The sequence below is a fragment of the Achromobacter sp. 18P8.1.1 genome (genome assembly GCF_057799415.1).
Genome location: NZ_JBYOKH010000046.1, coordinates 17,375 through 40,977, shown reverse-complemented (window position 1 = coordinate 40,977; position 23,603 = coordinate 17,375). Strand labels below are relative to the sequence as shown.

The 23,603-nt window shown below is 65.5% G+C and carries 22 protein-coding genes; 14 read left to right on the top strand and 8 right to left on the bottom strand.

Annotation, left to right across the window (positions count from 1 at the left end; genetic code table 11):
* Positions 1-18 precede the first annotated feature (18 nt).
* Both AC27VE_RS23865 and AC27VE_RS23860 read left to right on the top strand, forming a co-directional pair.
* Positions 19-1,569, top strand: a complete 1,551-nt coding sequence (locus AC27VE_RS23865; RefSeq protein ID WP_488705168.1) for a sensor domain-containing diguanylate cyclase — start codon at positions 19-21, stop codon at positions 1,567-1,569.
* A 157-nt stretch (positions 1,570-1,726) separates the two neighbouring features.
* Positions 1,727-3,511, top strand: a complete 1,785-nt coding sequence (locus tag AC27VE_RS23860) for a GGDEF domain-containing protein (RefSeq protein WP_488705167.1) — start codon at positions 1,727-1,729, stop codon at positions 3,509-3,511.
* Positions 3,512-3,517: 6 nt separating this feature from the next.
* Here the strand turns inward: AC27VE_RS23860 and AC27VE_RS23855 are convergent, their stop codons facing one another.
* Together AC27VE_RS23855 and AC27VE_RS23850 are read right to left on the bottom strand one after the other, a co-directional pair.
* Positions 3,518-4,252 (bottom strand): spermine/spermidine synthase domain-containing protein, encoded by a 735-nt coding sequence (locus AC27VE_RS23855; protein WP_488705166.1) that lies wholly within the window; start codon positions 4,250-4,252, stop codon positions 3,518-3,520.
* Between the two features lie 283 nt (positions 4,253-4,535).
* Positions 4,536-4,688 (bottom strand): hypothetical protein, encoded by a 153-nt coding sequence (locus AC27VE_RS23850; RefSeq protein ID WP_006222077.1) that lies wholly within the window; start codon positions 4,686-4,688, stop codon positions 4,536-4,538.
* Positions 4,689-5,066: 378 nt separating this feature from the next.
* Between AC27VE_RS23850 and AC27VE_RS23845 the strand changes: the two genes are divergently transcribed.
* The gene (locus AC27VE_RS23845) at positions 5,067-5,657 is read left to right on the top strand and encodes a TetR/AcrR family transcriptional regulator (protein ID WP_280026209.1); all 591 of its coding nucleotides are present in this window, start codon (positions 5,067-5,069) and stop codon (positions 5,655-5,657) included.
* Between the two features lie 31 nt (positions 5,658-5,688).
* Positions 5,689-6,168, top strand: coding sequence for a nuclear transport factor 2 family protein (locus AC27VE_RS23840; protein WP_427959886.1), 480 nt, complete (start codon positions 5,689-5,691; stop codon positions 6,166-6,168).
* Positions 6,169-6,198: 30 nt separating this feature from the next.
* Here AC27VE_RS23840 and AC27VE_RS23835 read toward each other — a convergent pair whose 3' ends face one another.
* Positions 6,199-6,684, bottom strand: a complete 486-nt coding sequence (locus tag AC27VE_RS23835) for a MarR family winged helix-turn-helix transcriptional regulator (RefSeq protein ID WP_488705165.1) — start codon at positions 6,682-6,684, stop codon at positions 6,199-6,201.
* Positions 6,685-6,796: 112 nt separating this feature from the next.
* Between AC27VE_RS23835 and AC27VE_RS23830 the strand changes: the two genes are divergently transcribed.
* The 3 genes from AC27VE_RS23830 (at position 6,797) to AC27VE_RS23820 (ending at position 10,135) form a co-directional block, all read left to right on the top strand.
* A complete protein-coding gene (locus tag AC27VE_RS23830; RefSeq protein ID WP_488705164.1) occupies positions 6,797-7,966 on the top strand; it encodes an MFS transporter in 1,170 nt (389 codons plus the stop codon).
* Positions 7,967-8,131: 165 nt separating this feature from the next.
* A complete protein-coding gene (locus AC27VE_RS23825; RefSeq protein ID WP_006222082.1) occupies positions 8,132-8,602 on the top strand; it encodes a tripartite tricarboxylate transporter TctB family protein in 471 nt (156 codons plus the stop codon).
* A 3-nt stretch (positions 8,603-8,605) separates the two neighbouring features.
* Positions 8,606-10,135 (top strand): tripartite tricarboxylate transporter permease, encoded by a 1,530-nt coding sequence (locus AC27VE_RS23820; protein WP_006222083.1) that lies wholly within the window; start codon positions 8,606-8,608, stop codon positions 10,133-10,135.
* A 3-nt stretch (positions 10,136-10,138) separates the two neighbouring features.
* Here the strand turns inward: AC27VE_RS23820 and AC27VE_RS23815 are convergent, their stop codons facing one another.
* Positions 10,139-10,462, bottom strand: coding sequence for an Rdx family protein (locus tag AC27VE_RS23815; protein WP_006222084.1), 324 nt, complete (start codon positions 10,460-10,462; stop codon positions 10,139-10,141).
* 108 nt (positions 10,463-10,570) lie between these two features.
* On the opposite strand from AC27VE_RS23815, the gene AC27VE_RS23810 reads away from it, so the two are divergent.
* Complete coding sequence (locus AC27VE_RS23810; protein WP_488705163.1) at positions 10,571-11,767, top strand: multidrug effflux MFS transporter; 1,197 nt, start codon at positions 10,571-10,573, stop codon at positions 11,765-11,767.
* Between the two features lie 66 nt (positions 11,768-11,833).
* Positions 11,834-12,628: an enoyl-CoA hydratase gene (locus tag AC27VE_RS23805; protein ID WP_488705162.1), complete on the top strand. Its 795-nt coding sequence runs from the start codon at positions 11,834-11,836 to the stop codon at positions 12,626-12,628.
* On the opposite strand, the gene chrA is transcribed toward AC27VE_RS23805, so the two are convergent.
* Complete coding sequence (gene chrA, locus AC27VE_RS23800) at positions 12,625-13,881, bottom strand: chromate efflux transporter (RefSeq protein WP_488705161.1); 1,257 nt, start codon at positions 13,879-13,881, stop codon at positions 12,625-12,627. The two genes, AC27VE_RS23805 and chrA, sit on opposite strands and share 4 nt — an antisense overlap.
* Positions 13,882-14,182: 301 nt before the next feature.
* Here chrA and AC27VE_RS23795 point away from each other — a divergent pair, with 301 nt between their 5' ends.
* Positions 14,183-15,505, top strand: a complete 1,323-nt coding sequence (locus AC27VE_RS23795) for an ATP-binding protein (RefSeq protein ID WP_488705160.1) — start codon at positions 14,183-14,185, stop codon at positions 15,503-15,505.
* Between the two features lie 99 nt (positions 15,506-15,604).
* Entirely contained in the window at positions 15,605-16,084 is a 480-nt protein-coding gene (locus tag AC27VE_RS23790; protein ID WP_006222089.1) for a carboxymuconolactone decarboxylase family protein, read from the top strand.
* Positions 16,085-16,087: 3 nt separating this feature from the next.
* Here the strand turns inward: AC27VE_RS23790 and pdxR are convergent, their stop codons facing one another.
* A complete protein-coding gene (gene pdxR / locus AC27VE_RS23785; protein WP_488705159.1) occupies positions 16,088-17,515 on the bottom strand; it encodes a MocR-like pyridoxine biosynthesis transcription factor PdxR in 1,428 nt (475 codons plus the stop codon).
* A gap of 95 nt (positions 17,516-17,610) precedes the next feature.
* Between pdxR and AC27VE_RS23780 the strand changes: the two genes are divergently transcribed.
* From AC27VE_RS23780 to AC27VE_RS23770, 3 genes are all read left to right on the top strand, one after another.
* Positions 17,611-18,057 carry a GNAT family N-acetyltransferase gene (locus AC27VE_RS23780; RefSeq protein ID WP_427938470.1) on the top strand — a complete coding sequence of 149 codons (447 nt, stop codon included), beginning with the start codon at positions 17,611-17,613 and terminating at the stop codon, positions 18,055-18,057.
* Positions 18,054-18,674, top strand: a complete 621-nt coding sequence (locus tag AC27VE_RS23775) for an FMN-dependent NADH-azoreductase (RefSeq protein ID WP_488705158.1) — start codon at positions 18,054-18,056, stop codon at positions 18,672-18,674. Before AC27VE_RS23780 ends, AC27VE_RS23775 begins: the two co-directional genes overlap by 4 nt.
* Before the next feature lie 214 nt (positions 18,675-18,888).
* The gene (locus AC27VE_RS23770; protein ID WP_488705157.1) at positions 18,889-19,302 is read left to right on the top strand and encodes a hypothetical protein; all 414 of its coding nucleotides are present in this window, start codon (positions 18,889-18,891) and stop codon (positions 19,300-19,302) included.
* 3 nt (positions 19,303-19,305) lie between these two features.
* Here the strand turns inward: AC27VE_RS23770 and AC27VE_RS23765 are convergent, their stop codons facing one another.
* Positions 19,306-21,846, bottom strand: coding sequence for a spermidine synthase (locus AC27VE_RS23765; protein WP_488705156.1), 2,541 nt, complete (start codon positions 21,844-21,846; stop codon positions 19,306-19,308).
* Between the two features lie 83 nt (positions 21,847-21,929).
* A complete protein-coding gene (locus tag AC27VE_RS23760) occupies positions 21,930-23,576 on the bottom strand; it encodes an arylsulfatase (protein WP_088587403.1) in 1,647 nt (548 codons plus the stop codon).
* Positions 23,577-23,603 lie beyond the last annotated feature (27 nt).

The window sequence follows — 23,603 nt, the reverse complement described above, 5'->3', positions numbered from 1 at the left end:
TAGTCCGCCCAGATCCCAATGCGAATCAACTTACGCGGGCTAGTCCTTGCCCTCACCGTATTCAGCGCCCTTGCCGCCACGGCCAACGCCCTCTACGCCAGCTATCGCGTGCAACGCGACCAGCTCATCATCAATACGTTGGAGTCGAACCGCGTGTACGCGGCCAAACTGGCCGAAAGCGCGGGCAACTTCCTGAAGGCGGCACAACAGCAACTGGCGTACAGTGCCCGCCACCTGGCGGCGCAGGTCGATGCGCCAGACATTCTTGCGGCGGAAGTCACGCGCGTGCAGGAGCAGACCGACAGCTTCAACTCCGTGGGCATCGTCAGCCAAGACGGCGTCATCCTGGCCACCACGCAGAATTTCCGGAATTTCCTGGGCACCCGCGTCGACAGCCCGGGCAGCCGCGCCGCCCTGCAAGCCCGCCAGCCGGTCATCAGCAAGCCCTATGTGTCGATGGCCGGCAACATGCTCATCAACCTGTCGCATCCCATCTATTCCAACGATGGTCAGTACCTGGGCTATATCGCAGGCACGATCTACCTTCGCAATGAAAGCGCACTGCAGCAGTTGCTGGGCAAGCACCACTATGAGGATGGCTCGTATCTGTTCGTGGTGGATAGCGACGGCCAATTGATCTATCACGTCGACGCCGCCCGCGTGGGCGAAAACGTCATGCGCAACCCGGTGGTGGCAGCCGTCACCCAAGGCCACGCGGGCGCGCAGCGCGTCGTCAACACCAAGGGTGTGGACATGCTGGCGGGCTACGCGGCCGAACCGATCAGCGGCTGGGGTGTCATCGCGCAGCGGCCCGCCGAGGTTACGCTGCAGCCCATACACGGCCTGATCTGGGCGCTGATCGGCTATGCCGCGCCCCTGGCGGTGGCGTTCCTGCTGGCCATCTGGTGGTGTGCCCGGCTGATTTCGCGGCCTTTGTCGGAACTGGCCACCAACGTCGAACATCAGGACGTGGCGGTGGCGATGCAGCGCGTGCAGTCGATCAAGGCCTGGTACTTCGAAGCCGAACGACTAAAGCGCGCGGTGATCTGGAGCTTTACCGCCTTGCAGGAAAAGATCGGCAAGCTGAACCTGGCCAGCATCACCGACCCGTTGACGGGCTTGCGCAACCGGCGCGGCACGCAGGACGCGGTCGAGCACTTGCAGGCCTCGGGTACGCCGTTCGCGGTGGTGGCGCTGGACATCGACCACTTCAAGCGCGTGAACGACACCTACGGCCACACGGCGGGCGATGAGGTGATCCGCGGCATGGCCCAGCTGATGCGCGACTGTTCGCGGCCAACGGACATCCTGTGCCGCAACGGCGGCGAGGAATTCCTGATCCTGCTGCCCAACGTCGGCATCAAGGAGGCCGGCCACGTTGCCGAACGGTTGCGCACGCACCTTGCCGAGCGCCAATTGCACGGCGTGAACGGCATTACGGTTTCGGCCGGCGTCGCGCAGTGGCCGACTTGCGGGCCGGATGTGGGGCAGGTGTTCCAGGCTGCGGACGAAGCGCTGTATGCCGCCAAGCAGCAAGGCCGCAACCGCGTTGTCGTCCACGCGGCGTGACGGCGCCCTGCGGAATACGGCACAATTTTGCGATAGTCGTGCAATGCTTTGTATTTGCGTGAAATACTATTTCTTCGCTTGATCGATTTACGCGTGCCCGGACCAAAGCCCACCCTCGCGCAGGGGTAATTACAGTATTCTGCGCTGCAACGGCTTTATGTTTCCCTGGTCCATCAGCATGCTGCGCCGCGCGTTCGCTCCGAAGTCCCTGGAACGGTATTTTTTGCTACTGGCTGTGGGCGTGTTGTTGCTGGTCTCGGTCCTGACCGGCACCGTGCTATTGCAGAACTGGAAGACCTATTCGTCTTCGTCGGAAGCCCGGGACGCATTCGCCGTGATCCGTGCCACCGTGAAGGTCATGGAACTTGCCTCGGCCGAACGCGGCCCGATGAACGCGGCGCTGGGCACCGACCTTCCCGTACCCGAATCCACTCTGGCCGCATTGCGCGCGGCCCGCGGCAGGACGGACGCCCAGATTGACCAGCTGCTGGCGCTGTACGCTGCGCCGCTCGATCCTGAAAAAATCGGCGCGCGCGCCGAGATCCAGCGCATCCGCCACGCGCTGTCCCTGGCACGGATCCAGGCCGACCTCGTGATCACCACGCCGCGCAACCAGTTGACCGGCGACGCCGTCTGGGCGGTCGTCAGCGGCATGGTCAGGCTGATTCCACAATGGCAGGCCAGCATGGGCCGAAAGGTCGGTATCGCCATGCGCAACGAGGTGGACGCGCCCAGCGTGCTGTCCCTGGCGTTGCTGGCCAGCGAACTGCGTGAACAGGCGGGCTTGCTGGGGTCGATCTTCACGCCCGCGCTGGCCAGGCATCGGACCCTGACCGAGGTGGAGCAATTCCGCATCGAGCGCGTGCGGGGCCGCATCGATGAGCTCCGGACTCTGATCAACTCGCGCATCGCGACGCGGCCCGCGCTGACGGCCTCGCCGATCTACGAACAATTGCAGCAGCGCTACTTCGGCAATGGCATCCAGTACCTGGAACAGGTGCGGCAAAACGCCACCGTCCCGTCCCAAGGCCTTCAGGTCTCCACCGGGGATCTCGCTGCAACCTACGTGCCGCTGATGGGTTCCATCGTGCAGTTCCGCGACGCCCTGCTCGACACCATCGAACAAAGCATCGAAACGCATCGGACAGACGCCTCGCGGCTGCTGCTGGTCACCCTGGCCGCCACGGCCTTGCTGGTGGCGGCGCTGGTCCTGGCGCTGGTGCAGTTCCGGCGGCGAGTGATCCGCCCCTTCGGACTGGCCACGCGTATTATCAGCGCCATCGCCAATGGCACGCCGCCGGCGCCGATCCCCGTCGGCGCATACCAGGGCGAGGTCGATGAGGTTTTCAGCGCCTTGCGGGTATTGAAAGAGAACTCCGCCATCAAAAAGCGACTAGAGGCCGAGCGCGACAGGCTGATCGTCGACCTGGCCAATCTGGCTGAAACCGACTATCTGACCGGCCTGTTGAACCGGCGCGCCTTCGAGACGCGCTTTGAGATCACCCGCGCCCAATGGCAGGAAGAAGGCCCGGTGCTGGCATTCATCCTGTTCGACATCGACAATTTCAAGAACATCAACGACACCTACGGACACGCCAGCGGAGATATTGCGCTGAAGTCGGTGGCCGCGCTATGCCGCAAGATATGGCGGCAATCAGATACGGTGGCGCGCGTGGGGGGTGAAGAGTTCGCGGTGCTCTGCCATACCGGCACTGCCGCCGAGGCCGTCGAACTGGCCGAACGCATGCGGCGCGCCATGTCCGCCGAGCCCGTCACGGCCGAAGACGGCGCCGTGTTCACGCTGACGGCCAGTTTCGGCGTCGCGTGCGCGCAGTGGGAACACGCCGCGGACGCCGGCAAGCTATTCCACGTGGCTGACGAACTGCTTTATCAGGCCAAACTGAATGGCCGCAACCAGGTGCTGCACCGCATGCTGGCGTGATCCGCGCTACGCGAGCATGGGCCAGTACGTTGGCGCCAGCCGCAACCACATCTCGGTGCTCATCGCGTCCGGTCTGCGCTTGGGCAAGTCGGTGCAGCGTTTGAGCGTGTCTCCCCGGCATGCGAACACGATGCTGTTCGCGCAGGCCCCGTCGCTGACCTCGATCACCGACCCCGAAAAGCGTTGTTTGATGCGGCCGACGTAGGTGCCGTAATGGGGATGCGAGGCGTGGAAGTTGCACACCATCATTCCGCCAGGCGCCAACGCGTTCAAGCAAGCCTCGTAGAACCCGTCCGTCGTCAATTGGGCCGGCAGGCCGTTGACGTCGTAGCCGTCGACCAGCACTGCGTCATATTCATTCTGATATTCGCCAATCAATTTGGCGCCATCGCCCTGTCGGACGGAAAATCGATAGTCGTCCTGCGGCACCTGGAAGGAATCTCGCAGCGCGATGACGTGCGGATTGATCTCGAACACGTCGATGCGGGTGGACGGCAGATGCCGGTAGCAGAACTTGGCCAGCGACCCTCCTCCCAGGCCGATCATGGCGATACGCCGCGGCGCCGGCTCGAACAGCAGGAATCCCATCATGATGCGCGTGTATTCCAGATTGAGCGCTGACGGATCCTTGGTCCACATGCGGCTTTGCACTTCAGCATGCGAGAACATCAGCGACCGCGTGGTCGCCGTGGCATAGATGAAGGGCCTAACCGGTTGAGGGTTCGAAGTGTTTTCAGGCATTCCAAATACTCGCTATCTGCAGAACGTGGCAGCCCGCCGCACACGCCGCGCTTGACCGCGCATCGCGCGCCAGCAATCTGCGCGCAGGCGACGCGCCGCCTGCACGCAAAGTGCAAGCGGCGCGCGCGGCAAATACGGGATAAATCGTCGGGCAAACGGACAAACTCGAACTGCGCACAAAAAGTGCACAAAAAGCACACACAAGGCGCGCCGTTCGGAGCCGGTCGATCAGGATTGAATCAGCCCGCGAATGCGGGCCGAATGACGAGAGTCAGGGAGAAGATCAGGCGGACAGACGGGGTTTATCGGAGTCTTCCGAGGCATCGGTGTCTGCGGGAGCCGCGTCGATTTCCGATTCCGTATGCGCGTCAGGGGCCTTCCAGTTCAAGGGCGGAACCTCGAAGCGCCACTTTTTACCAACGAGTTGATGCGACATGAACGTTCTCCTGTGCAAGGCGCCAGGCTTCCCCCGCGTGAGCAAGTACCTGCCAAATTCAAGCGTGCCAGGAATGCCGTGTCGGGACGCGGGGGAGGCATTCGGAAATAGGCAGCGCCGGGGTTCGCTTCTTTGCTGTGGTTCTGTGCTGCTTCGGTGTGGATGTGGATGTGCTGCTTTTATCGTTGCAGCCACAGCAGTGTTGTTATTGTTTGTGCGAATTAAAAGATATTAGCATAATTTTGACAGAAAAAGCAAGCAGATCATGCCACAAAGCCTGGTTATGGTGTATGCGAACAATTCGGTTGACGCTGGAGAATGATCGTTCTACCATTCGTGCACCGTAGTGCAGAACGATCATTCTCCGAAAGCGCTTTCATGACATCGACGACAACCGGCATCCTCCCCGATACGCTAGGCCACACGCAGGAACGATTGCTGCGCGCCACCGAAAGCCTTATCTATCAAGGCGGCATCCATGCCACCGGGATGGATCTGATCGTGAAGACATCCGGGGTGGCGCGCAAAAGCCTGTATAAGCACTACCCCACCAAGGACGCGCTGGTGGCGGCGGCCTTGCAAGCGCGCGATGAACGCTGGATGCAGTGGTTCATTACGGCCACGACGCAAGCGGCCACGCCCCGCGCGCGTCTGCTGTCCATCTTCGATGCCTTGCGCGAATGGTTTGCGTCGGAAGGGTTTCGCGGCTGCGCGTTCATCAACGCCGCCGGCGAAATCGGAGACCCTGCGAATCCCATCCGCGAGGTATCCCGCCTGCACAAGGCGCGGCTTCTGGCCCATGTGCTGACGCTGGCGCAAGCCGCAGCGCTGCCCGACCCGGACGAAACGGCGCGCCAGCTGTTGGTGCTGATCGATGGCGCCATCGCCGTCGCACTGGTGACGGGCGACCTGTCGATTACCGACAGCGCCGAACGCGCTGCCGCGGCGCTGCTGCCCGCAAGCGCCTGAACCCCTTCCCCCCACGCAAGAGGCCCATCCCATGACATCGACCCCTGAAGTCCGCCCGCCGCTTCCCCCCTTCACGCACCAAAGCGCCGTGCAGAAGGTCCGGCTGGCCGAAGACGGCTGGAACAGCCGCGACCCCGACAAGGTCGCGCTGGCCTACAGCCTGAACACGCATTGGCGCAACCGCGCCGAATTCGTGAAGAACCGCGATGAAGCCCGCGCCTTCCTGGCGCGCAAGTGGGCCAAAGAGCTGGACTACCGATTGATCAAGGAATTGTGGGCCTATACGGGCAATCGCATCGCGGTCCGCTATGCCTATGAATGGCACGACGATTCAGGCAATTGGTTCCGGTCCTACGGCAACGAGAACTGGGAATTCGGCGAAGACGGCCTGATGGTGAACCGCTACGCCTGCATCAACGACCTGCCCATCAAGGAAGCCGACCGCAAATTCCGGTGGCCGCTGGGCCGCCGCCCGGACGATCATCCCGGATTGTCTGAACTCGGCTTGTAGTCCGCTCGCGATCCTGACGTGCGCCGCCGCCTATTCGTAGGCCTTCAACAACTTGCCGAGCAGGCGGCTCAACTGCTCCTGCTCGGTAGCGCTTAGCGGCGACAACACTTCCGCCTGGTTGCGCAGATGCGCCACCACGGCTTCGTCGATCAGCTTCAGCCCCGGTTGCGTCAACATCACCAAGGTCGCCCGCCCATCGTCCGGGTTGGGCGTGCGCACCACCAGACCGGCCTTCTCCAGCCGGTCGATGCGGTTGGTCATGCTGCCGGACGAAATCATGGCGTCTTCGTAGAGCGCCGTAGGCGTCAAGGCATAAGGCTTGCCGCTGCGGCGCAGTGTCGCCAGCACATCGAACTCCCCCGGCTGCAGGCCGAACTGCGCGAATAGCGGATTGATCCGATCGCGCGTGATCACCAGCGCGCATTCGCCCAAGCGGCCCAGCACGCGCATGGTCGACACATCCAGCTCGGGACGTTCGCGGTTCCACTGCTCTACCGCCCGGCTTGCTCTATCCACGGTCACTCCCTCCATTTATCTTGACGTGAAGATAAAATACAAATATCTTGATGCCAAGATAGTTTACCGGAACACGCCGCATGCGGCTGCCTGTTCCGGGTTTGGAGCAACCGTGTCTTTCCCCCGTCTCAACGCCTGGCGCATCGCCGCCATCATCCTCGTCGGCCTGAACCTGCGTCCCGTCCTGGCTTCCGTTCCCCCATTGCTGGACTGGGTGCAAGCCGCCACCCGCATGTCCGACACCGTCGCCGGCCTGCTGACCGCCCTGCCCGTGTTCGTGATGGGCCTGGGCGCCTTGAGCGTGGCGCCGCTGCGCCGCCTGGTCGGCGAACAACTAGGCGTCGCCCTGGGCCTGGTGCTCGTCACCGCCGCGACCGCGGGCCGCTGGTGGGCCGGGCACACCAGCCTGATGCTGGCCAGTGGCGTCGTTGCCGGCCTGGGCATTGCCGTCACGCAAGCCTTGCTGCCCATCTACATCAAGACCCGTTTCGCGGCGGGCAGCAGCGCGATCATAGGCATCTATTCAACGGCGATCATGGGCGGCGCCGCCGTGGCCAGCGTGGCCTCGCCAGTGCTCGCGCAACGCGCCGGCTGGCTGCAGGCGCTGGCGGTCTGGGCCCTGCCCGCCGCCATCGCGCTGGCCGCCTGGTTGCTGGTGAACCGGGCATCGCCGAACCCGCCGGCCGCCCAGGGCGCGGCCAGTCCCATCCGCACGCCGCGCCCGCGCGCCTGGTTGCTGGCGGTGTTCTTCGGCCTGGGCACGGGCGCCTACACGCTGGTGCTGGCGTGGCTGCCGCCCTACTACACGGCGCTGGGCTGGACTCCGGTGTCGGCGGGCCAATTGCTGGGCGCCGTGACCGCGGCGGAAATCGCCGCAGGCCTCTTGGTGTCGCTATGCATCGGCCGCTTGCCTGACCGCCGGCCGGCGCTGTTGGTGGCGATCGGCGCGCTGTTCCTGGGTTTGATCGGCCTGATCGCGGCGCCCGCCGCCCTGGCTTGGCCCGCGGCCGTATTGGCGGGGCTGGGCATCGGCGCGCTCTTTCCCTTGTCGCTGATCGTCGCCATGGATCATGCAACAACGCCGGCGGAGGCAGGCCGGCTGGCCTCGTTCGTGCAAGGCGTGGGCTATTTGATCGCTGCGCTCTTTCCATTCGCCGCCGGCCTCATCCGCCAACACCTGGCCGACCTGACGCCTGCGTGGATCCTCATGACGTTGATCTGCCTCGTGCTCTTCGGCATGGCGATTCGCTTCCGTCCGCCATCCGCGGCGCGCGCACCTTAGGGATTTCCCGCGATTTTCCGCATAAATATCGCCCTCGGCCCGATTCTCCGCTTGCCTGAAAGGTGAACGGAAGTTTGGATTTTTAGACTCCCGCATTCATTGCAATGTCAGCTTTTTTTCAGACGTCAGTCAGACAAAAGCACAACAACGGGAGGACTAGACCAAATGCAATCGAAACGCAGCGCCGTCCGGCGCGAGGCGTGGGCCGCCGGCACGATGATCGTGCTGGGCCTGGGCGCTATCGCTCAGGCATCCACATATACGCTAGGCAGCCTTGCGCGCATGGGGCCGGGCATGTTCCCGGCGATCCTGGGCGCCTTGCTGGTGATGCTGGGATTGATCATCGCCAAGATGGCCGCATCCCCTGCCACGGCCGAAGAAGACGCCGAAGAGGTTCCGCCGCCCGAATGGCGCGGCTGGGGCTGCATCATTGGCGGCTTGCTGGCCTTCATCCTGGTCGGCAAGTTCGGCGGCCTGGTGCCTGCCACCTTCGTCCTGGTGTTCATTTCCGCGATGGGCGACCGTCAGCACACGTGGCGCAGCGCCGCCCTGCTTGCCGTGGGCGTGACGATCCTGGGCGTGGCCGTGTTCTCGTGGGCGCTGCAGTTGCAGTTTCCGTTGTTCCGCTGGGGCTGATCGATGGAAATCTTCAATAATCTGATGCACGGGTTTTCGGTCGCGTTCGCGCTGGACAACCTGATGTGGGCCGTGTTTGGCGTGTTCATGGGCAACCTGATCGGCGTACTGCCGGGCATGGGCGTGCTGGCCGCCATTTCCATCCTGCTGCCGTTGACGTACACCATGACGCCGACCGCGGCGCTGGTGATGCTGTCCGGCATCTACTACGGCTCGCAGTATGGCGGCGGCATCACCTCCATCATGCTGAACCTGCCGGGTACCGCGTCGCACGCCGTGGCCTGCCTGGACGGCAATCCGCTGGCGCGCAACGGCAAGGCCGGGTCCGCGCTGTTCATGCTGATGTTCTCGTCGTTCTGCGGCGCGTCGGTCGGCATCCTGGCGATGATCCTGTTCTCGCCGATGCTGGTGGACGTGGCCTTCAAGTTCGGCCCGGCCGAATATTTCTCCATGATGATGCTGGGCCTGCTGGCCGGCGCCACGTTGGCGAAGGGATCGGCGATCAAAGGCGTGGCGATGGTGGTCGTGGGGCTGCTGCTGGGCGTGGTCGGCACCGACGTCAACACCGGCACGATGCGCTTTCACTTCGGCATCCTGGAGCTCTCCGACGGTTTGCAGATCGTGGCGCTGGCCATGGGCCTGTTCGGCGTGGCGGACTTCCTGAAAAACATCAACCGCATCGGCGGCGACAGCAAGATCACCACCGGCAAGATCAGCATGAAGTCGATGCGGCCCGAAGCCGGCGACATCAAGCAGTCGCGGGGTGCACTGGTGCGCGGCACGGCCATCGGCGCGGCGTTCGGCATCCTGCCGGGCACGGGCCCGACCATCGCATCGTTCATCTCTTACGCGGTGGAAAAGAAGGTGGCACGCGAGCCGCGCCGCTTCGGCCGCGGCGCCATTGAAGGGATCGCGGGTCCGGAGGCGGCTACCAGCGCGTCGACGCAGACGAGCTTCATCCCGACGATGAGCCTGGGCATCCCCGGCGATCCGGTGATGGCCCTGATGCTGGGCGCGCTGATCATCCATGGCATCCAGCCGGGTCCGCAGATGATGATCGAACACGCCGACATGTTCTGGGGGCTGATCGCCAGCTTCTGGGTCGGCAACGTGTTGCTGTTGCTGCTGAACCTGCCGCTGATCGGCATGTGGGTGCGTCTGCTGACCGTGCCGTTCCGCTACCTGTTCCCTGCCGCGCTGTTCTTTGTGTGCGTTGGGGTCTACAGCACGAACAACAACCTGTTCGACGTAGGCATGGTGACGGTGTTCGGCGCAGCGGGTTATGCGTTGATCCGGTTGCGGTTTGAACCCGCGCCCTTGCTGCTGGGCTTCGTGCTGGGGCCGATGGTGGAAGAGAACTTCCGCCGCGCCCTGCTGCTGTCGCGCGGTGAACTGTCGATCTTCGTGACGCGCCCGATCAGCCTGGGCTTCATCCTGGCGTGCGTCGCGCTGATCGCGTTGCTGATCGTGTCGGCGGTGCGCCAACGCAACAAGGGACGCGCGGCGTTGCAGGAATCGAAGTCCGCCGCGTAGCCGTCAGGCGTCCGGAGGCGCTGCCAGCGGGCCGGCGGTATGACCGTCGATATGGCCTAGCGGGCGCCCCGGATCCAGGCGGTCGCGCACGCGCTGCTTGAGCACCTTGGCTTCGGGGAATCCGCCATCGCTCTTGCGGTCCCAGATCAGATCGCCGTTATAGGTAATCTGGAAGATGCCGCCGGTGCCGGGCTGCAGGACCACTTCACCCAGGTCGGTCGAAAACGTGGACAGGAGTTCTTGCGCCATCCAACCGGCGCGCAGCAGCCACTGGCACTGCGTGCAGTACAGGATGACGATACGGGGACGAAAGGCGGGCGTGTTCATGGCAATTATTCTACTGTGCCCGCCTTGCGGGGTCCCGGCTTCGGCCGGGCCGCGCATTCATGGATAATATCGGGTTTTCCCGGGCGTGCAATGCGCCCAGAGCCTGCCATGAAGTCTGCTGTATCTTCCCGAAGCCAACGCTGGCTGATCGGTCTCCTGATGGGACTGGTCACGCTCACGCCGATGGGCATCGACATCTACCTGCCTTCCCTGCCCGCCATGGCCGATGGTTTCGGCCAGCCGGTCAGCGCGCTGCAAGCCAGCATCACCCTGTTCATCTTCGCCGTCGGGGTGGGCCAGATGCTGATCGGCCCCTTGGCCGATCGCTATGGCCGCCGGCCAGTGGCCCTGGGTGGCGCACTGGCCTATCTGGCCGGTTCCGCGTTGGGCGCGGCGGCCACGTCGCTTGAGGTGTTCTATGCGGCCCGCATCATCCAGGGCCTGGGTGCGTGCTCGGCGTCGCTGGTGGCGTTTGCCGCCGTGCGTGACCGCTTCAGCCCGGCTGTGGGCGCACGCGTCTATAGCTACCTGAACGGGGCGCTGTGCTCCGTGCCCGCGTTGGCGCCCATGCTGGGCGGTGTTCTGGCCGTGCATGCCGGCTGGCGCAGCACTTTCGTGTTCATGGTGGCGTTCGCGCTGGCGCTGGCCGTGCTGCTGGCCAAGCGTTTCGAGGAAACCCGCGCGGCGCCCACGCAGCCCCGCGGCGCGCTCTACAGCCTGCGCCGCTACCTGCCTATCGTGGCCAGCGGCCGGTTCCTGTACTTCGCGATGTTTGGCATGGCGGGCATGGCGATGATCCTCGTGTTCGTCTCGGCGGCGCCGGTGGTGCTGGTGCAGCAGCTGGGATATACCGAACTGGGTTTTTCTGCCTGGTTCGGCGGCAACGCCGCGATCAACATCGCGGCCTTCTTCCTGGCCCCGACTTTCATCGCGCGCTATGGCCGCCACACCATGGTGCGGGTCGGCATGGCGGCGCTGCTGCTGGCCTCGGCCATGCATGCCGCGGCCTGGGCCTGGGTGCCGTTGTCGGCGTGGATCTTCATGCTGCCCGTCGCCGTGCTGACGGTGGGCTTTTCGCTGGCGTTGGGCTCGGGCCTGAGCCTGGCGCTGGAGCCCTTCGCCGAACGCGCCGGCACGGCCGCGGCGGTGTACGGCCTGTTCCAGATGAGCGGCTCGGCCGTCATCGCGACGTTGCTGCTGGACAGCGGCATGGCGCCGCAGGCCGCCATGGCCTTGATCGGCGCCGTGATCGTCGTGCCGCTGCTGTGTCTGTCGCCAGGCATTGCTCGCCGCCTGGCGGCGTGAATCCGACAAGCGGTGCGCTTGGCAGTATCCTGTCTTCCATATTCCACCTGGAGACCTGGAGACAACATGGCACTGGATACCTCGGCAGAACAGCCCCTGCTTGAACGCACCGCGGAGAACGGCGTGGTGACGCTGCGCATGAACCGGCCCTCGCAGTTCAACGCCTTGTCCGAAGGACTGTTGGGCGCGCTGCAGCAGGAGATCGATGCGCTTGAGCGCGATGCCGACGTGCGTTGCGTGCTGCTGGAATCCGCGGGCCGCGCGTTCTGCGCCGGCCACGACCTGCGCGAAATGCGCAGCCAACCGTCGTTGGACTATTACCGGGCGTTATTCCGCAAATGCGGCAGCGTCATGCAAGGCCTGCAGGCCTTGCCCGTGCCCGTCATCGCCAAGGTCCAGGGCATCGCCACCGCCGCGGGCTGCCAACTGGTCGCCAGTTGCGATCTGGCGGTAGCCGCCGACAATGCGCGCTTCGCCGTGTCGGGCATCAACGTCGGCCTGTTCTGCGCAACGCCCGCCGTGGCGCTCAGCCGCAACGTGTCGGCCAAGCGCGCCTTCGAAATGCTGGTGACCGCCCGCTTCATCGACGCGGCGCAGGCCGTGGACTGGGGCTTGATCAACGACGCCGTGCCAGAGGCCGAATTGGATGCGCGGGTGCGCGCCCTGGCGGGCGACATCCTGGCGAAAAGCCCGACGGCCATCCGCTATGGCAAACGCATGTTCTACAAGCAAAGACAGATGGCGCTGGCCGACGCGTACGACTATGCCGGCGACGTGATGGCGCGCAACATGATGGAGGCCGATGCGTGCGAAGGCATCGACGCCTTCCTGCAGAAGCGGCCGCCCCGCTGGCAGTCCTAGCCTAGCCAGGCCAAGGCCCAGCCGCCCGCGGCGGCGGCCAGCACCACCCAGACGGGCGACCAGCGCGCATAGACCAGCAGCGCGAACAGCAATAGCGCCAGGGCAAAATCCGCCTTGTTCAGGATCGCGCTGGTCCAGACCGGGTCATAAAGGGCGGCCAGCAGAATGCCCACCACGGCGGCATTCACGCCTGCGGCCATATTGCGCACGCCGGGCCGCCGACGCAGGCTTTCCCAGAACGGCAAGGCGCCGGCTACCAGCAACGCACCTGGCAGGAAGATGACGCCCAGGAATGCCAGCCCGCCGAGCCAGCCCGATAAGGGGCCCGACGACATCGCCCCCAGGAAGGCGGCGAATGCGAACACCGGGCCGGGCATGGCTTGCGCGGCCCCATAGCCTGCCAGGAAGTCGGCGTTGGACACCATGCCGCTGGATACCGAGGTGGCCTCCAGCAACGGCAGCACGACGTGGCCGCCACCGAACACCAGCGCGCCCGCCCGGTAGAAGCCGGCCACTTGGGCCGCCAACGTGGAATCGGACACCGCCGCCCACGCGGGCAACCCCGCCAGCAGCACGACAAACAGCGCCAGTGCGATACAGCCTGCGCGGCGTGACGCGCCTTGCGCCCGATTGGCCAGGATGGGCCGGGGCGGCACTTGCAGCATGGCGCCACCCACGACGGCGCCCAGCAGGACCGCGCCCACCTGCCCCCATGCGGTGGGCAGCGCGGCCGTGATCAGGGCGGCCGTCACCGCCAATCCGGCCCGCGGGCGGTCCGGGCAAAGCGTGCGGCCCATGCCCCACACAGCCTGCGCGATGATCGCCACGGCCGCCACCTTCAAGCCGTGTATCGCGCCCGACTGCGACAGCCAGCCGAAATGCGCCAGCCCCAGGGCGAATCCGATCAGCGCCAGCGCGGTCGGCAGCGTGAATGCCAGCCAGGCGGCAGCCATGCCGGGCCAGCCCGCGCGCCGCAGGCCGATCGCCATGCCGACCTGGCTGCTTGCCGGCCCGGGCAGGAACTGGCACAGCGCCACCAGATCCGAATAGGCGTAGTCGTCCAGCCAGCGGCGCTTGTCGACGAATTCGGTGCGGAAATAAGCCAGATGCGCGACCGGGCCGCCAAACGAGGTCAGTCCCAGGCGCAGGAAAACCAGGAACACTTCCAGACAGGAGCTTCGCCCGGGGTCCACGCGCTCGTGCGTGGCGGGCCTGCTGGCGACGTGCTCGTCGTGGGGGGGCGGGTGCGGCATGGTGCAGGGGCGATCGATGACAGGCGGGGCGCCGGATCTCCGCCCCTTCTTCATGCTTATAGCCGGGGCGCGCGCCAGTTTCAATCGGGTCTGACGGCCGGATCCCGGCTGCCGCAACCATAGGCCCGCATCAAATCACTGCACGAATCTTCACAATTGACACACAAATCTCGACGAATTCGATTTCTGCGCACCGCTAGCATGCGCGATTACCCAGCTGTCGCCGCATGATTCCCGCCTTCCTTCCCCATGCCCGCTTCGCGCCACGCACTTGCCTGTGGCGCCCCAGGAAAGGCCACTGATGCTTAAGTTCGCGCTGCGCATCGTCATTATTGCCACGATCGGCTACGGCGTGGCGACCCAGCTGGTGAACCTGAGCTTCGGGTATCTGTTGGACTCGCTTAGCGCCGACCTGTCCTACCGCGCCGTGCGCGGCCAGATCTACGCGCTGCACAAGGATCTGGACCCTGTCGCCCCGGAAGCCCGCGCGGCCTATATCCTGGACGAGCTGTTGCCGCACTATGGGCTGACCCTGACGTTGCTGCCCGACAGCCATGTCACCCTCACGCCGGATGAGCAACAGCAGCTGGACCGTACCGGTCTCATCATGCGGGACGACTACAACACCTACCTGACCCGCTTGCCCGGCGAACCCGTGCAGTGGCTGGATGTACGTCTGCCGCTGGAACCCGCGATGGAACGGTGGATCACCTGGTCCGCCTGGGCGGCGCTGAGCCTGGTGCTGGCCGTGATCCTGCTGCTGGGCTGGGCCTTGCCCATCTGGCGCGACCTGGACGCGCTGCGCAAGGCGACGTTGCGGATGGGCCAAGGCGATATGAGCGTGCGGGTGCGGCTGTCCCGCATCTCGGGCATTCGCCACGTGGGCGAAAGCTTCAACCATATGGCCGAGCGCATCGCCGCGCTGATCGACAACCAGCGCAGCCTGACCAACGCGGTGTCGCACGAACTGCGCACGCCGCTTGCCCGCCTGTCGTTCGAAGTGGATATGCTGGGCCATGACCAATACCTGCCCCGCCGCGGGCAGATCCTGCAAGACATGCGCACCGACATCTCGGAGCTGGAAGCGATGGTGGCCGAGCTGCTTGTATACGCGCGGCTGGAACGCCCCGCCGACGACGGGGTACGGCTGGAGACCGTGGATGTATGCGATTGGCTGGGCGAAGCGCTGGCGCTGGTCGCGCATCAGGCCGATGCGCGGGGCATCCAGTGCCACGTGCGCCCCGGCTATCCCGCGCACGTCGAACTGCATCCGCGCTATATGAGCCGCGCCTTGCTGAACCTGGTGCAGAACGCCGTGCGCTACGCCAGCCAGCGCGTCGAGATCGAACTGAAAGCAACGGCGGCCGACTACGAACTGCTGGTGGACGACGACGGCGGCGGCATCGCCGAGGCGGACCGGGAACGCGTATTCGAACCCTTCATCCGGCTTGACGAAAGCCGGGACCGCGGCACCGGCGGCGCCGGGCTGGGGCTGGCCATCGTCAAGCGCGTGGCCGCGAACCACGGCGGCACGATCGAGATCCAGGACAGCCCGCTGGGCGGCGCCCGCTTCGTGCTGCGCTGGCCGCGCGCGGCATCCAGCACGTGCCCGGATGGCCTATAACAAAACACCATTTATGGCACTTTTTGCCTGGTCCAGGCTGACGCATGATGTGTTTTCGTGATCCCCCATTCGAAAACAGCGCTTCAGAAAGGTAGGCAAATGAGCCAACGATTGAATTACTTCCAGGTGTCGGCGGAACTGTCCAAGAAGTACATGGACTTCAGCGCGGCGATGAAAAAGGTGCCGGTGGTCGAGGAATTCGGCGACCTGATCGACATCCGGGCCTCGCAGATCAATGGCTGCGGCTTCTGCCTGGACATGCACGTCAAGCAGGCCAAGCTGCGCGGCGAACGCGAATTGCGCCTGCACCACGTCGCCATCTGGCGCGAATCGACTCTCTTCTCGGCGCGCGAACGCGCCGCGCTGGCCTGGACCGAAGCGCTGACCACCCTGCCCGCGCACGGCGTGCCGAACGACGTATACGAGCAGGCGCGCGAGCACTTCTCGGAAGCCGAAATCTCCGACCTGACGTTCCGCGTGGTGGCCATCAACGGCTGGAACCGCCTGAACGTGGCCTTCCGGACCGTGCCGGGTTCCGCCGATGCCGCGTTCGGCCTGGACAAGGCCGGACTGAACTAAGGCCTACATCAACGCCTTGATCCGCAAGCCCAATTCAAGGGCTTGCGCCTCGGACGCGATGTTCGTGAAGCTGAGCAACAGGCCCGATTGCGGGTCCGGCAGGGTCGACCAGCGCGACAAGGGATGCGCATACATGCCCTGCTCCAGCATCCGCGCGGCCAGGGGCACATCCGTCAACTGCCCTTGCATGCGCGCGACCAGATGCATGCCGCCCGGTTGCGGTTCGATATGCATGCGGTCCCCCAGCGCGGCGGTCAATCCCGCCGCCGTGGAATTGCGCCGTTCGCTGTACAACCGCCGCATGCGCTGGATGTGCCGGCCGAAATGCCCTTCGGCAATGAAGGCGGTCAGGATGGATTGCGTCAACCCCGGCGCGGTGCCCGACAGCAGCCGGCAGATGCGGTCGAAAGCCCCCACCTGCGCGGGCGGCACGACCAGATACGCCAGGCGCATTCCTGGAAACAGCACCTTGCTGAATGACCCGGCATACAACACGCGGCCCTGTGCATCCAGACTCTTCAATGCGGGCAAGGGGCGGCTGACATAGCGGTATTCGCCGTCGTAGTCATCTTCCACGATCCAGGCCTGTTGCCGTTCGGCCCATTCCAGCAGGGCTTGCCGGCGCGGCAGCGACAGCGACATCGACAGCGGGCTTTGATGCGCGGGCGTGACCACGGCCGCCTTCGCGTCCAGGCACCGGGCAACGCCCTCGCCAACCATCAATCCGTCCTGATCCACCGGAATGGGCACCGCCTGCAGGCGCGCCTGCGCCAGCAACGCGCGGGTGGGTGGATACCCGGGGTCTTCCACCCACACGCGGTCGCCCGGCGCCAGCAGCGCCTGCATGACCAGCTGCATCGTATGGTTGTAGCCCGAGGTGATGAACACCTGGGACGGCTGGCAATGGATGCCGCGCGCCACTTGTAGATAGGCGGCCACGGCGGTGCGCAGTCCCATCAGCCCGTTGGACGGCGGGTAGGACAGCTCGGGCGCTTGCAGGCTACGCAATTGCCGGGCGCCCAGCCGGGCCCACAGCTTGCGGGGAAACTCGTCCAGCGCCGGCACGCCCATCTGGAACGGCAGGATGACGGACGGACGATGCCAGCCGTGCTCGTCGTCGGGGGTTTCGGGCGGCGGCGCCACGGCGGCGGGCGGCGCCTGGGGCTGAAGATCCGGGGTGACGATCGTGCCGGCCTGCCCCCGAGTCTGGATGTAGCCTTCGGCCACCAGCAACGAATACGCCACTTCGATCGTGCCGCGCGCCACGCCCATTTCCTTGGCCAGGGCACGGGCCGACGGGATGCGGTCGCCGGGCGCAAGCGTGCCTTGCGTGATCGCGCTGCGGAACCGTTCGTACACCTGGCGGTAGAGCGGATCCGCGCTGTTGGGAACCAGCGGGGGCAATCCGTCCTTGGGGCGTCGGTCAATCATGGCATAGTCCAAAGTTCAATTTATGGCCCTTCAAATTATGTCATGGTCTTTCTACGATGATGCCTTGTCCTCCCTGAACCCCGCGTGAAATCCCCATGACAGACTCTGCTCTACAACACATCGATACCGACGAAGCACTGCGCGCCTGCCTGCCCCTGATGCGCGAACTGCGGCCCCATCTTGCCGATGCCGACGACTTCGTTGCCCGCATCACCCGCATGCGCGGCGACAGCTACCGGCTGCTGGCGGCGGTGGATGCCGGCCAGGTCGTGGCGTTGGCGGGTTACCGCTATCAAGAGAACCTGATCTACGGCCGCTTCATGTACGTAGATGACCTGGTCGTGGACAGCACGCGGCGCGGCGGCCGCTGGGGCGCCCGCTTGCTGCAGGCGCTGGACGGCATGGCCCGCGACGCGGGTTGCGCCAAGTTCGTGCTGGATACGGGCTTGTCCAACGCGCTGGCCCAGCGCTTCTACTTCCGCCAAGGCCTGTTGACCAGCGCCATCCGTTTCAGCAAGCTTCTGGACACCCCTGCCGCATGAGCATTCTTCACATCACCTGCAGCCCGCGCGGCCGCAGCGCCGAAAGCCACCGCCTGTCGCAACGCATCATCGACCGCCTGATCGCCGCCGCCGGACCCGAAGCGCCCGCAGTCGTCGAAATCGACGCCACCGCCCTGCCCCCTGTGGACCAGGACTATGCCGCCGCGTTGAGCGCGCCCGCCGACCCGGCAGACGACGTGCTGGGACGCGGCGCGCTGCGGCAGTCGGCGCAATTGATCCAGGCTCTGCAGGCCGCGACGCATATCGTCATCGCCACGCCGGTGCACAATTTCACCGTGCCGTCGTCGTTGAAGGTCTGGATCGACCATGTGGTGCGCGTGCGCAGCACCTTCCGCATCACGGCCGAGGGCAAGATCGGCAACCTGCCCGACCGGCCGGTGTATGTGGCCATTTCCTCCGGCGGCGAATTCTCAGGCGGCGCAGCCCGCCAGCCCGATTTCCTGACGCCCTATCTGAAACACGTTCTGGGCACCATCGGCCTGCACAGCGTGTCGTTCTTTTCAGTGGAAGGCACCGCGCGGGGCGAGGCTGCACTGCAAGCCGCAAGAGCCCGCGCCGAAGCCGCCATTGCCGCGCATCCGTCCTTGGCGGGATAAGCAGCAGCGCCTGGTAATTTCTGCTCCGTGCAGGCTTACCGGGCCGTTGGGGCACATCCGGCGCGACGGTGAAAACTAATCCGCCGTCGGCCGGATTATTTAAGCGTGTCGCATTGACACTGCGGAAATCGGCGCACTACGCTAGGCCGCAAAAGCCCGCGCCATCAGGCGAACGGCGTATTCCCCACCATCGCATCAAGACGCTGGAGACGCAATGACCCTGTATCGGGCAGTGATTCCCGCCATCATGCTGATCGCATTGTTCAGCGCGTTGCCCTCCCCCGCCCATGCCGCGTGCAGCGACAAGAAAATACTGGCGATGTCGGACGAAGGAAAATCGGTGAAAGCCATCGCCAAGGCGTGCAACATGCCGGCGGCAAAAGTGCGGGCGGTCGTCGACAGCGACGATGGCAACGAAGATGCCACGGCGTCTGCTGCGGCGCCCGCGCCCCTCATCAAGAAGTTGCCGTCGGGCGCGGGATTGGCCAGTTGCGACTGCCAGGGCACCGTGCCGTATGGTGACAAGGCGCCGGAACTGCGGTGCCAGAGCGGCGTGTCGATCGCCACCCCATGCGCGGGCTATTGCCCGCCGCGCGGCGTGGCGCCGTGGCGGCGCGTCTGCAGTTGACCCTTACTGCGCCGACCCCATGAACCACCGGTAGTACGCGTTGTCGCCGTCGTTGCGGGCCAGGCGGTTGATTTCCCTGCCCCAGGTTTCGCGGTCGCCGGCGTAGGCAGCCAGCGCAGCACGATAGAAGGTATCCAGCCGCGCGCGCTCCAGTTCGATATCGGCCTGGAGGTCTGCCGTGGCCCCCGGCAGCGGCGGCGCCGTACGCTCGGCAAGCAAGGCCGGCAGGACGCGATTCAGCTCGCGCGGCCGGACCCAAGTTGCGTATTCGATGCCGGGCCGGTCGTCGGTGACGGCGGGTGTATCACCGGCGAACCGGGCCAGCCCGTCGCGGTCGGTCACCCACGTGGCCAGCAAGGCCGCCGCGGACGGCACACCCACGGATTTCAGCGCTGCCGCCGTGTTGGGCTGGTCAAATCGCGCCTGGATGCGCGCCGCGTCCAGCTCCAGCGGCTGCATGGACCCGACCAGCAGCATTTCATGCAGTTCACTGGTCCACAAGGAAGCATGGGGAAAGACCTGGATGAAGCTGGCGACGAGCGCCCGCGTGTCGTCCTCGTTCTGTGTGGGCAGCGGCAGCCACTGCGCCACGATGCCTTGCGGCGCCAATCGGCGGGCAGCCAGTTGATAGAAGTCGCGCGAATACAGGTTGACGACGCCCGTTGCGGACGGCGGCGGCGGCTCCAGCGTGATCAGGTCCCATTGTTCAGCGCTGGCCTGCAGCGCGCGGCGCCCGTCGCGCAGCCGCTTGTCCAGGCCGGGATCGGAGGCGGCCTGGAAGGTGCCCTGAAAGCGCGGTGCGGCGCGCAGCACGGCAGGCAGCAATTCGGCCACGGCACGCTTGTCCAGGCCCGGGTATTGAGACAACGCACCCGCCGTGATACCGGTGCCGTAGCCCACCACCAGGGCCGACTTGGGCTCGCCGTTATGAACGATCAGCGGCAGCAGCGCCTGCAAACGCATGTAGCGCAACGACGGCATGGCATCGCCCGAGTTCGACACGCCCTGGATGTACAGCCGGTGAAAGCGCGCGCCCTTGCTGGCCTGTTCCACCACCGCGACCGTGCCGCCATGGCTTTCCTCATAGAACACCAGCCCCGCACCGCTCGCGCCCGGCAGCAGGCGCGCGAACTGGTCCGTGGGCAACAAGACCGCCACCGCCAAAGTCGCCATGCCGATCAGGCCGGTCGCCACGCCTGCCGTGGCGGGGCCGGACGAACGGCCACGCCATGCGGCGACAGCCCCGACCAGGGCGGCCATCGTCGCCAGCACGCCCAGGGTGCGCACCAGCCCCAGGGTCGGCAACAACAGGAAACCCGTCAACACCGTGCCGACGATGCCGCCCAGCGTGTTGCACGCCAGCACGGCGCCGGCTTCGCGGCCCACCCGCCGATCGCCCACGGCAATGCGCAGCACGGCGGGAAACGCGGCACCCAGCAGCAATGTGGGCGCCAGCACGAAGCTGGCCGCCGCTACCGCGAAGCGGGCGCACATGCCCGCAAACCCGCTGCCGGTCCATTGATAGACAGCCGCTTCGGCGTAGGTCTGCGCGACCACCAGCCATTTGCCCAGCACCGCGACTTCCAGCACGGCGAGGAGGCCCGCGCCTGCAATCAGGCCGCCGAACACGGGCCAGGGGTTGCGCACGCGATGGCTGAACCGCGCATACAGCGCGGCGCCCAACGCCAGCCCGGCCAGGTACGTGGCCAGCACGATGGCGAACGCGAACGCCCGCGTGCTCATGAAAGGCACGATCATCTGCGACCAGACCACTTCGTAGCCCAACGCGATGCCGCCAGCAACGGCGTACAGCGCCACGGCCAGCCGGGCCTCGCCGGACAAGGGGGCCGACTGCGTCGACGTCTGAGGCGGCGCCACGGCGCCACCCGCCTTGCGATCCAGCAGCCAGGCGCCCAGCGCGGCCAGCAGGTTCATCGAGGCAGCCGCAAGTGCGGCGCCCTGCACGCCAAAGCGGGGAATCAGGAAAAACGCGGGCAGCAAGGCGCCCAGGATCGCGCCGCAGGTGTTGACCGCGTATAGCGTGCCCCCGAGGCGGCTTGCCCCGGCGTCCTGGCGATGGACCGCACGTAGCAGGACGGGCAAGGTGCCGCCCATCAGGAAAGAAGGCACGGCCAGAAACAGGCCGATGATGAGCCACGCGGCCACGCCACTGACCGATTCCACCGCGACGAACGGCGCGGCGCTATGCGCCAGCACCCACGTCACGGCCAGGCAGGACACCGCCACCGCGGCCTCCAGCAAGGCATAAAAGCGGACGGGCCGGGCAAGGCGGTCGGCCAGCCGGCCCAGGAACCAGCCGCCCAGCGCCAGCCCCAGGAAAAAAGCGCTGACCGCGCCGGCGATGGCGGTGACTTCAACGCCGACCACCAAGGACAATTGCTTGATCCACAACACCTGGAACACCAGCGCAGCCGCTCCGGACAAGAACAGCAGCGCCGCCGGGCGAACCGTGGTCAATGTCCCTGCGCCGCCTTGCTGCCGATGCGTATCCAGCCCTTCCATTGCCGCCGTCCCCATGCCCATGCCGCGGTTCCTCTAGCGTATCGCCGGGCGGCGCACCGCGCGCCGCCCGGATGGTGCAGGCGCCTATCCGGCGCCCACTGCCCTTACTTCGCCTTCTGCTTCTCCATCGCCTCGAAGTGGGCCTCGATGGCCTTGTCGACCTGCTTTTGCACCTGGTCAACGCTGAAGCTCGCCGGACGCTGGCTGGGCGGGTACTTCACGAAGGTTTCCAGGAACACGGTCGCCTTCATTGTGGCGATACCGGTCAGATAGGCATTCTTGACCAGCCAATCGTTGTACTGATCGGACATGTCGGCCCGCTCATAGGGGTCCATCCGCAGGTTGAAGATCTTCGGCAGCCGCAGGCAGACAAACGGATCCTGCCAGACGTTCAGGTTCCCGGGCGCCCGTTGTTCGCAGAACACGGCCTTCCAATCCCCCCACCGCATGCCGACCAGCACACCGTCGTCATTGAAGTAGAAGAATTCGTCGCGGGAGCTCTTGTCCTGCTTGCCGGTCAGATACGGCAGCTGGTTGTAGCCGTCCAGATGGACCTTGAACTTGGTGCCGCCGTCTTGCGGCGCCCAACCGTCCAGCAGGCGATCCTTGACCGAGGTGTCGCCCGCTGCGGCAAGCAGCGTGGGGAACCAGTCCATGCCCGACACGATGCCGCGCTTGACCTGGCCCGCCGGGATCTGCCCCGGCCAACGCACCATGGCCGGCACGCGGAACGCGCCTTCCCAGTTGGAGTCCTTTTCGCTCCGGAACGGCGTGTTGGCAGCGTCCGGCCAGCTGAACGCGTTGGGGCCGTTGTCGGTCGTGTAGACCACGATGGTGTTGTCCGCAATGCCCAGATCGTCCAGCTTTTTCAATAACTTGCCCACGTCCTGGTCATGCTCCCACATGCCGTCGGCGTAGTCGTTGCCCGGCATCCCGCTCTTGCCCCGGTGCTCGGGCCGGATGTGCGTGAAGACGTGCATGCGCGTGGTGTTCATCCACACAAAGAACGGCTTGTCGGCCTTGCCATGCTTGTCGATGTAGTCGATGGCGGCGCCCACCGTTTCATCGTCGATGGTTTCCATGCGCTTGGCATTCAGGGCGCCAGTATCCTGCACCTTGCCGTCGGCCGTGGCCTTGATGACGCCGCGCGGCGAAAAGTTCTTCACGAACGGATCGTTGGGATCCTTGGGCCAGTACGGACGGTCCGGTTCCTCTTCCGCGTTCAGGTGATAGAGGTTGCCGAAGAATTCGTCGAACCCGTGCTGCGTGGGCAGGTATTCGTCCTTGTCGCCCAGGTGGTTCTTGCCGAACTGAGCGGTGGTGTAGCCCTGCGCCTTCAGTGCCTGGGCAATGGTGATGTCGCCCTTCTGCAGGCCGACTGGCGCGCCCGGAGCACCGACCTTCGACAACCCGGTGCGCAGCGGGGACTGCCCGGTGATAAAGGACGACCGGCCCGCCGTGCAGCTGTTCTCGGCGTAATAGTCCGTGAACATGATGCCTTCCTTGGCAATGCGGTCGATGTTCGGCGTTTCGTAGCCGACCACGCCATGCGCGTACGCGCTGATATTGGCCTGGCCGATATCGTCGCCGAAGATCACAAGGATGTTCGGCTTCTTGCCCGACGTATCCGCCTGCCCCGATTTGGCCGGCGGGGCCTGGGTCGGCGGCTGGGCTTGCGCATGCGCGCTGCCCAGGGCCGCCAAGCCCGTCACGGCGAAAAGCGCCGCGCTCAACAGTTTTCTTGCGTTCATCGCTTCCTCTCCTTGTCCTGTGGGACA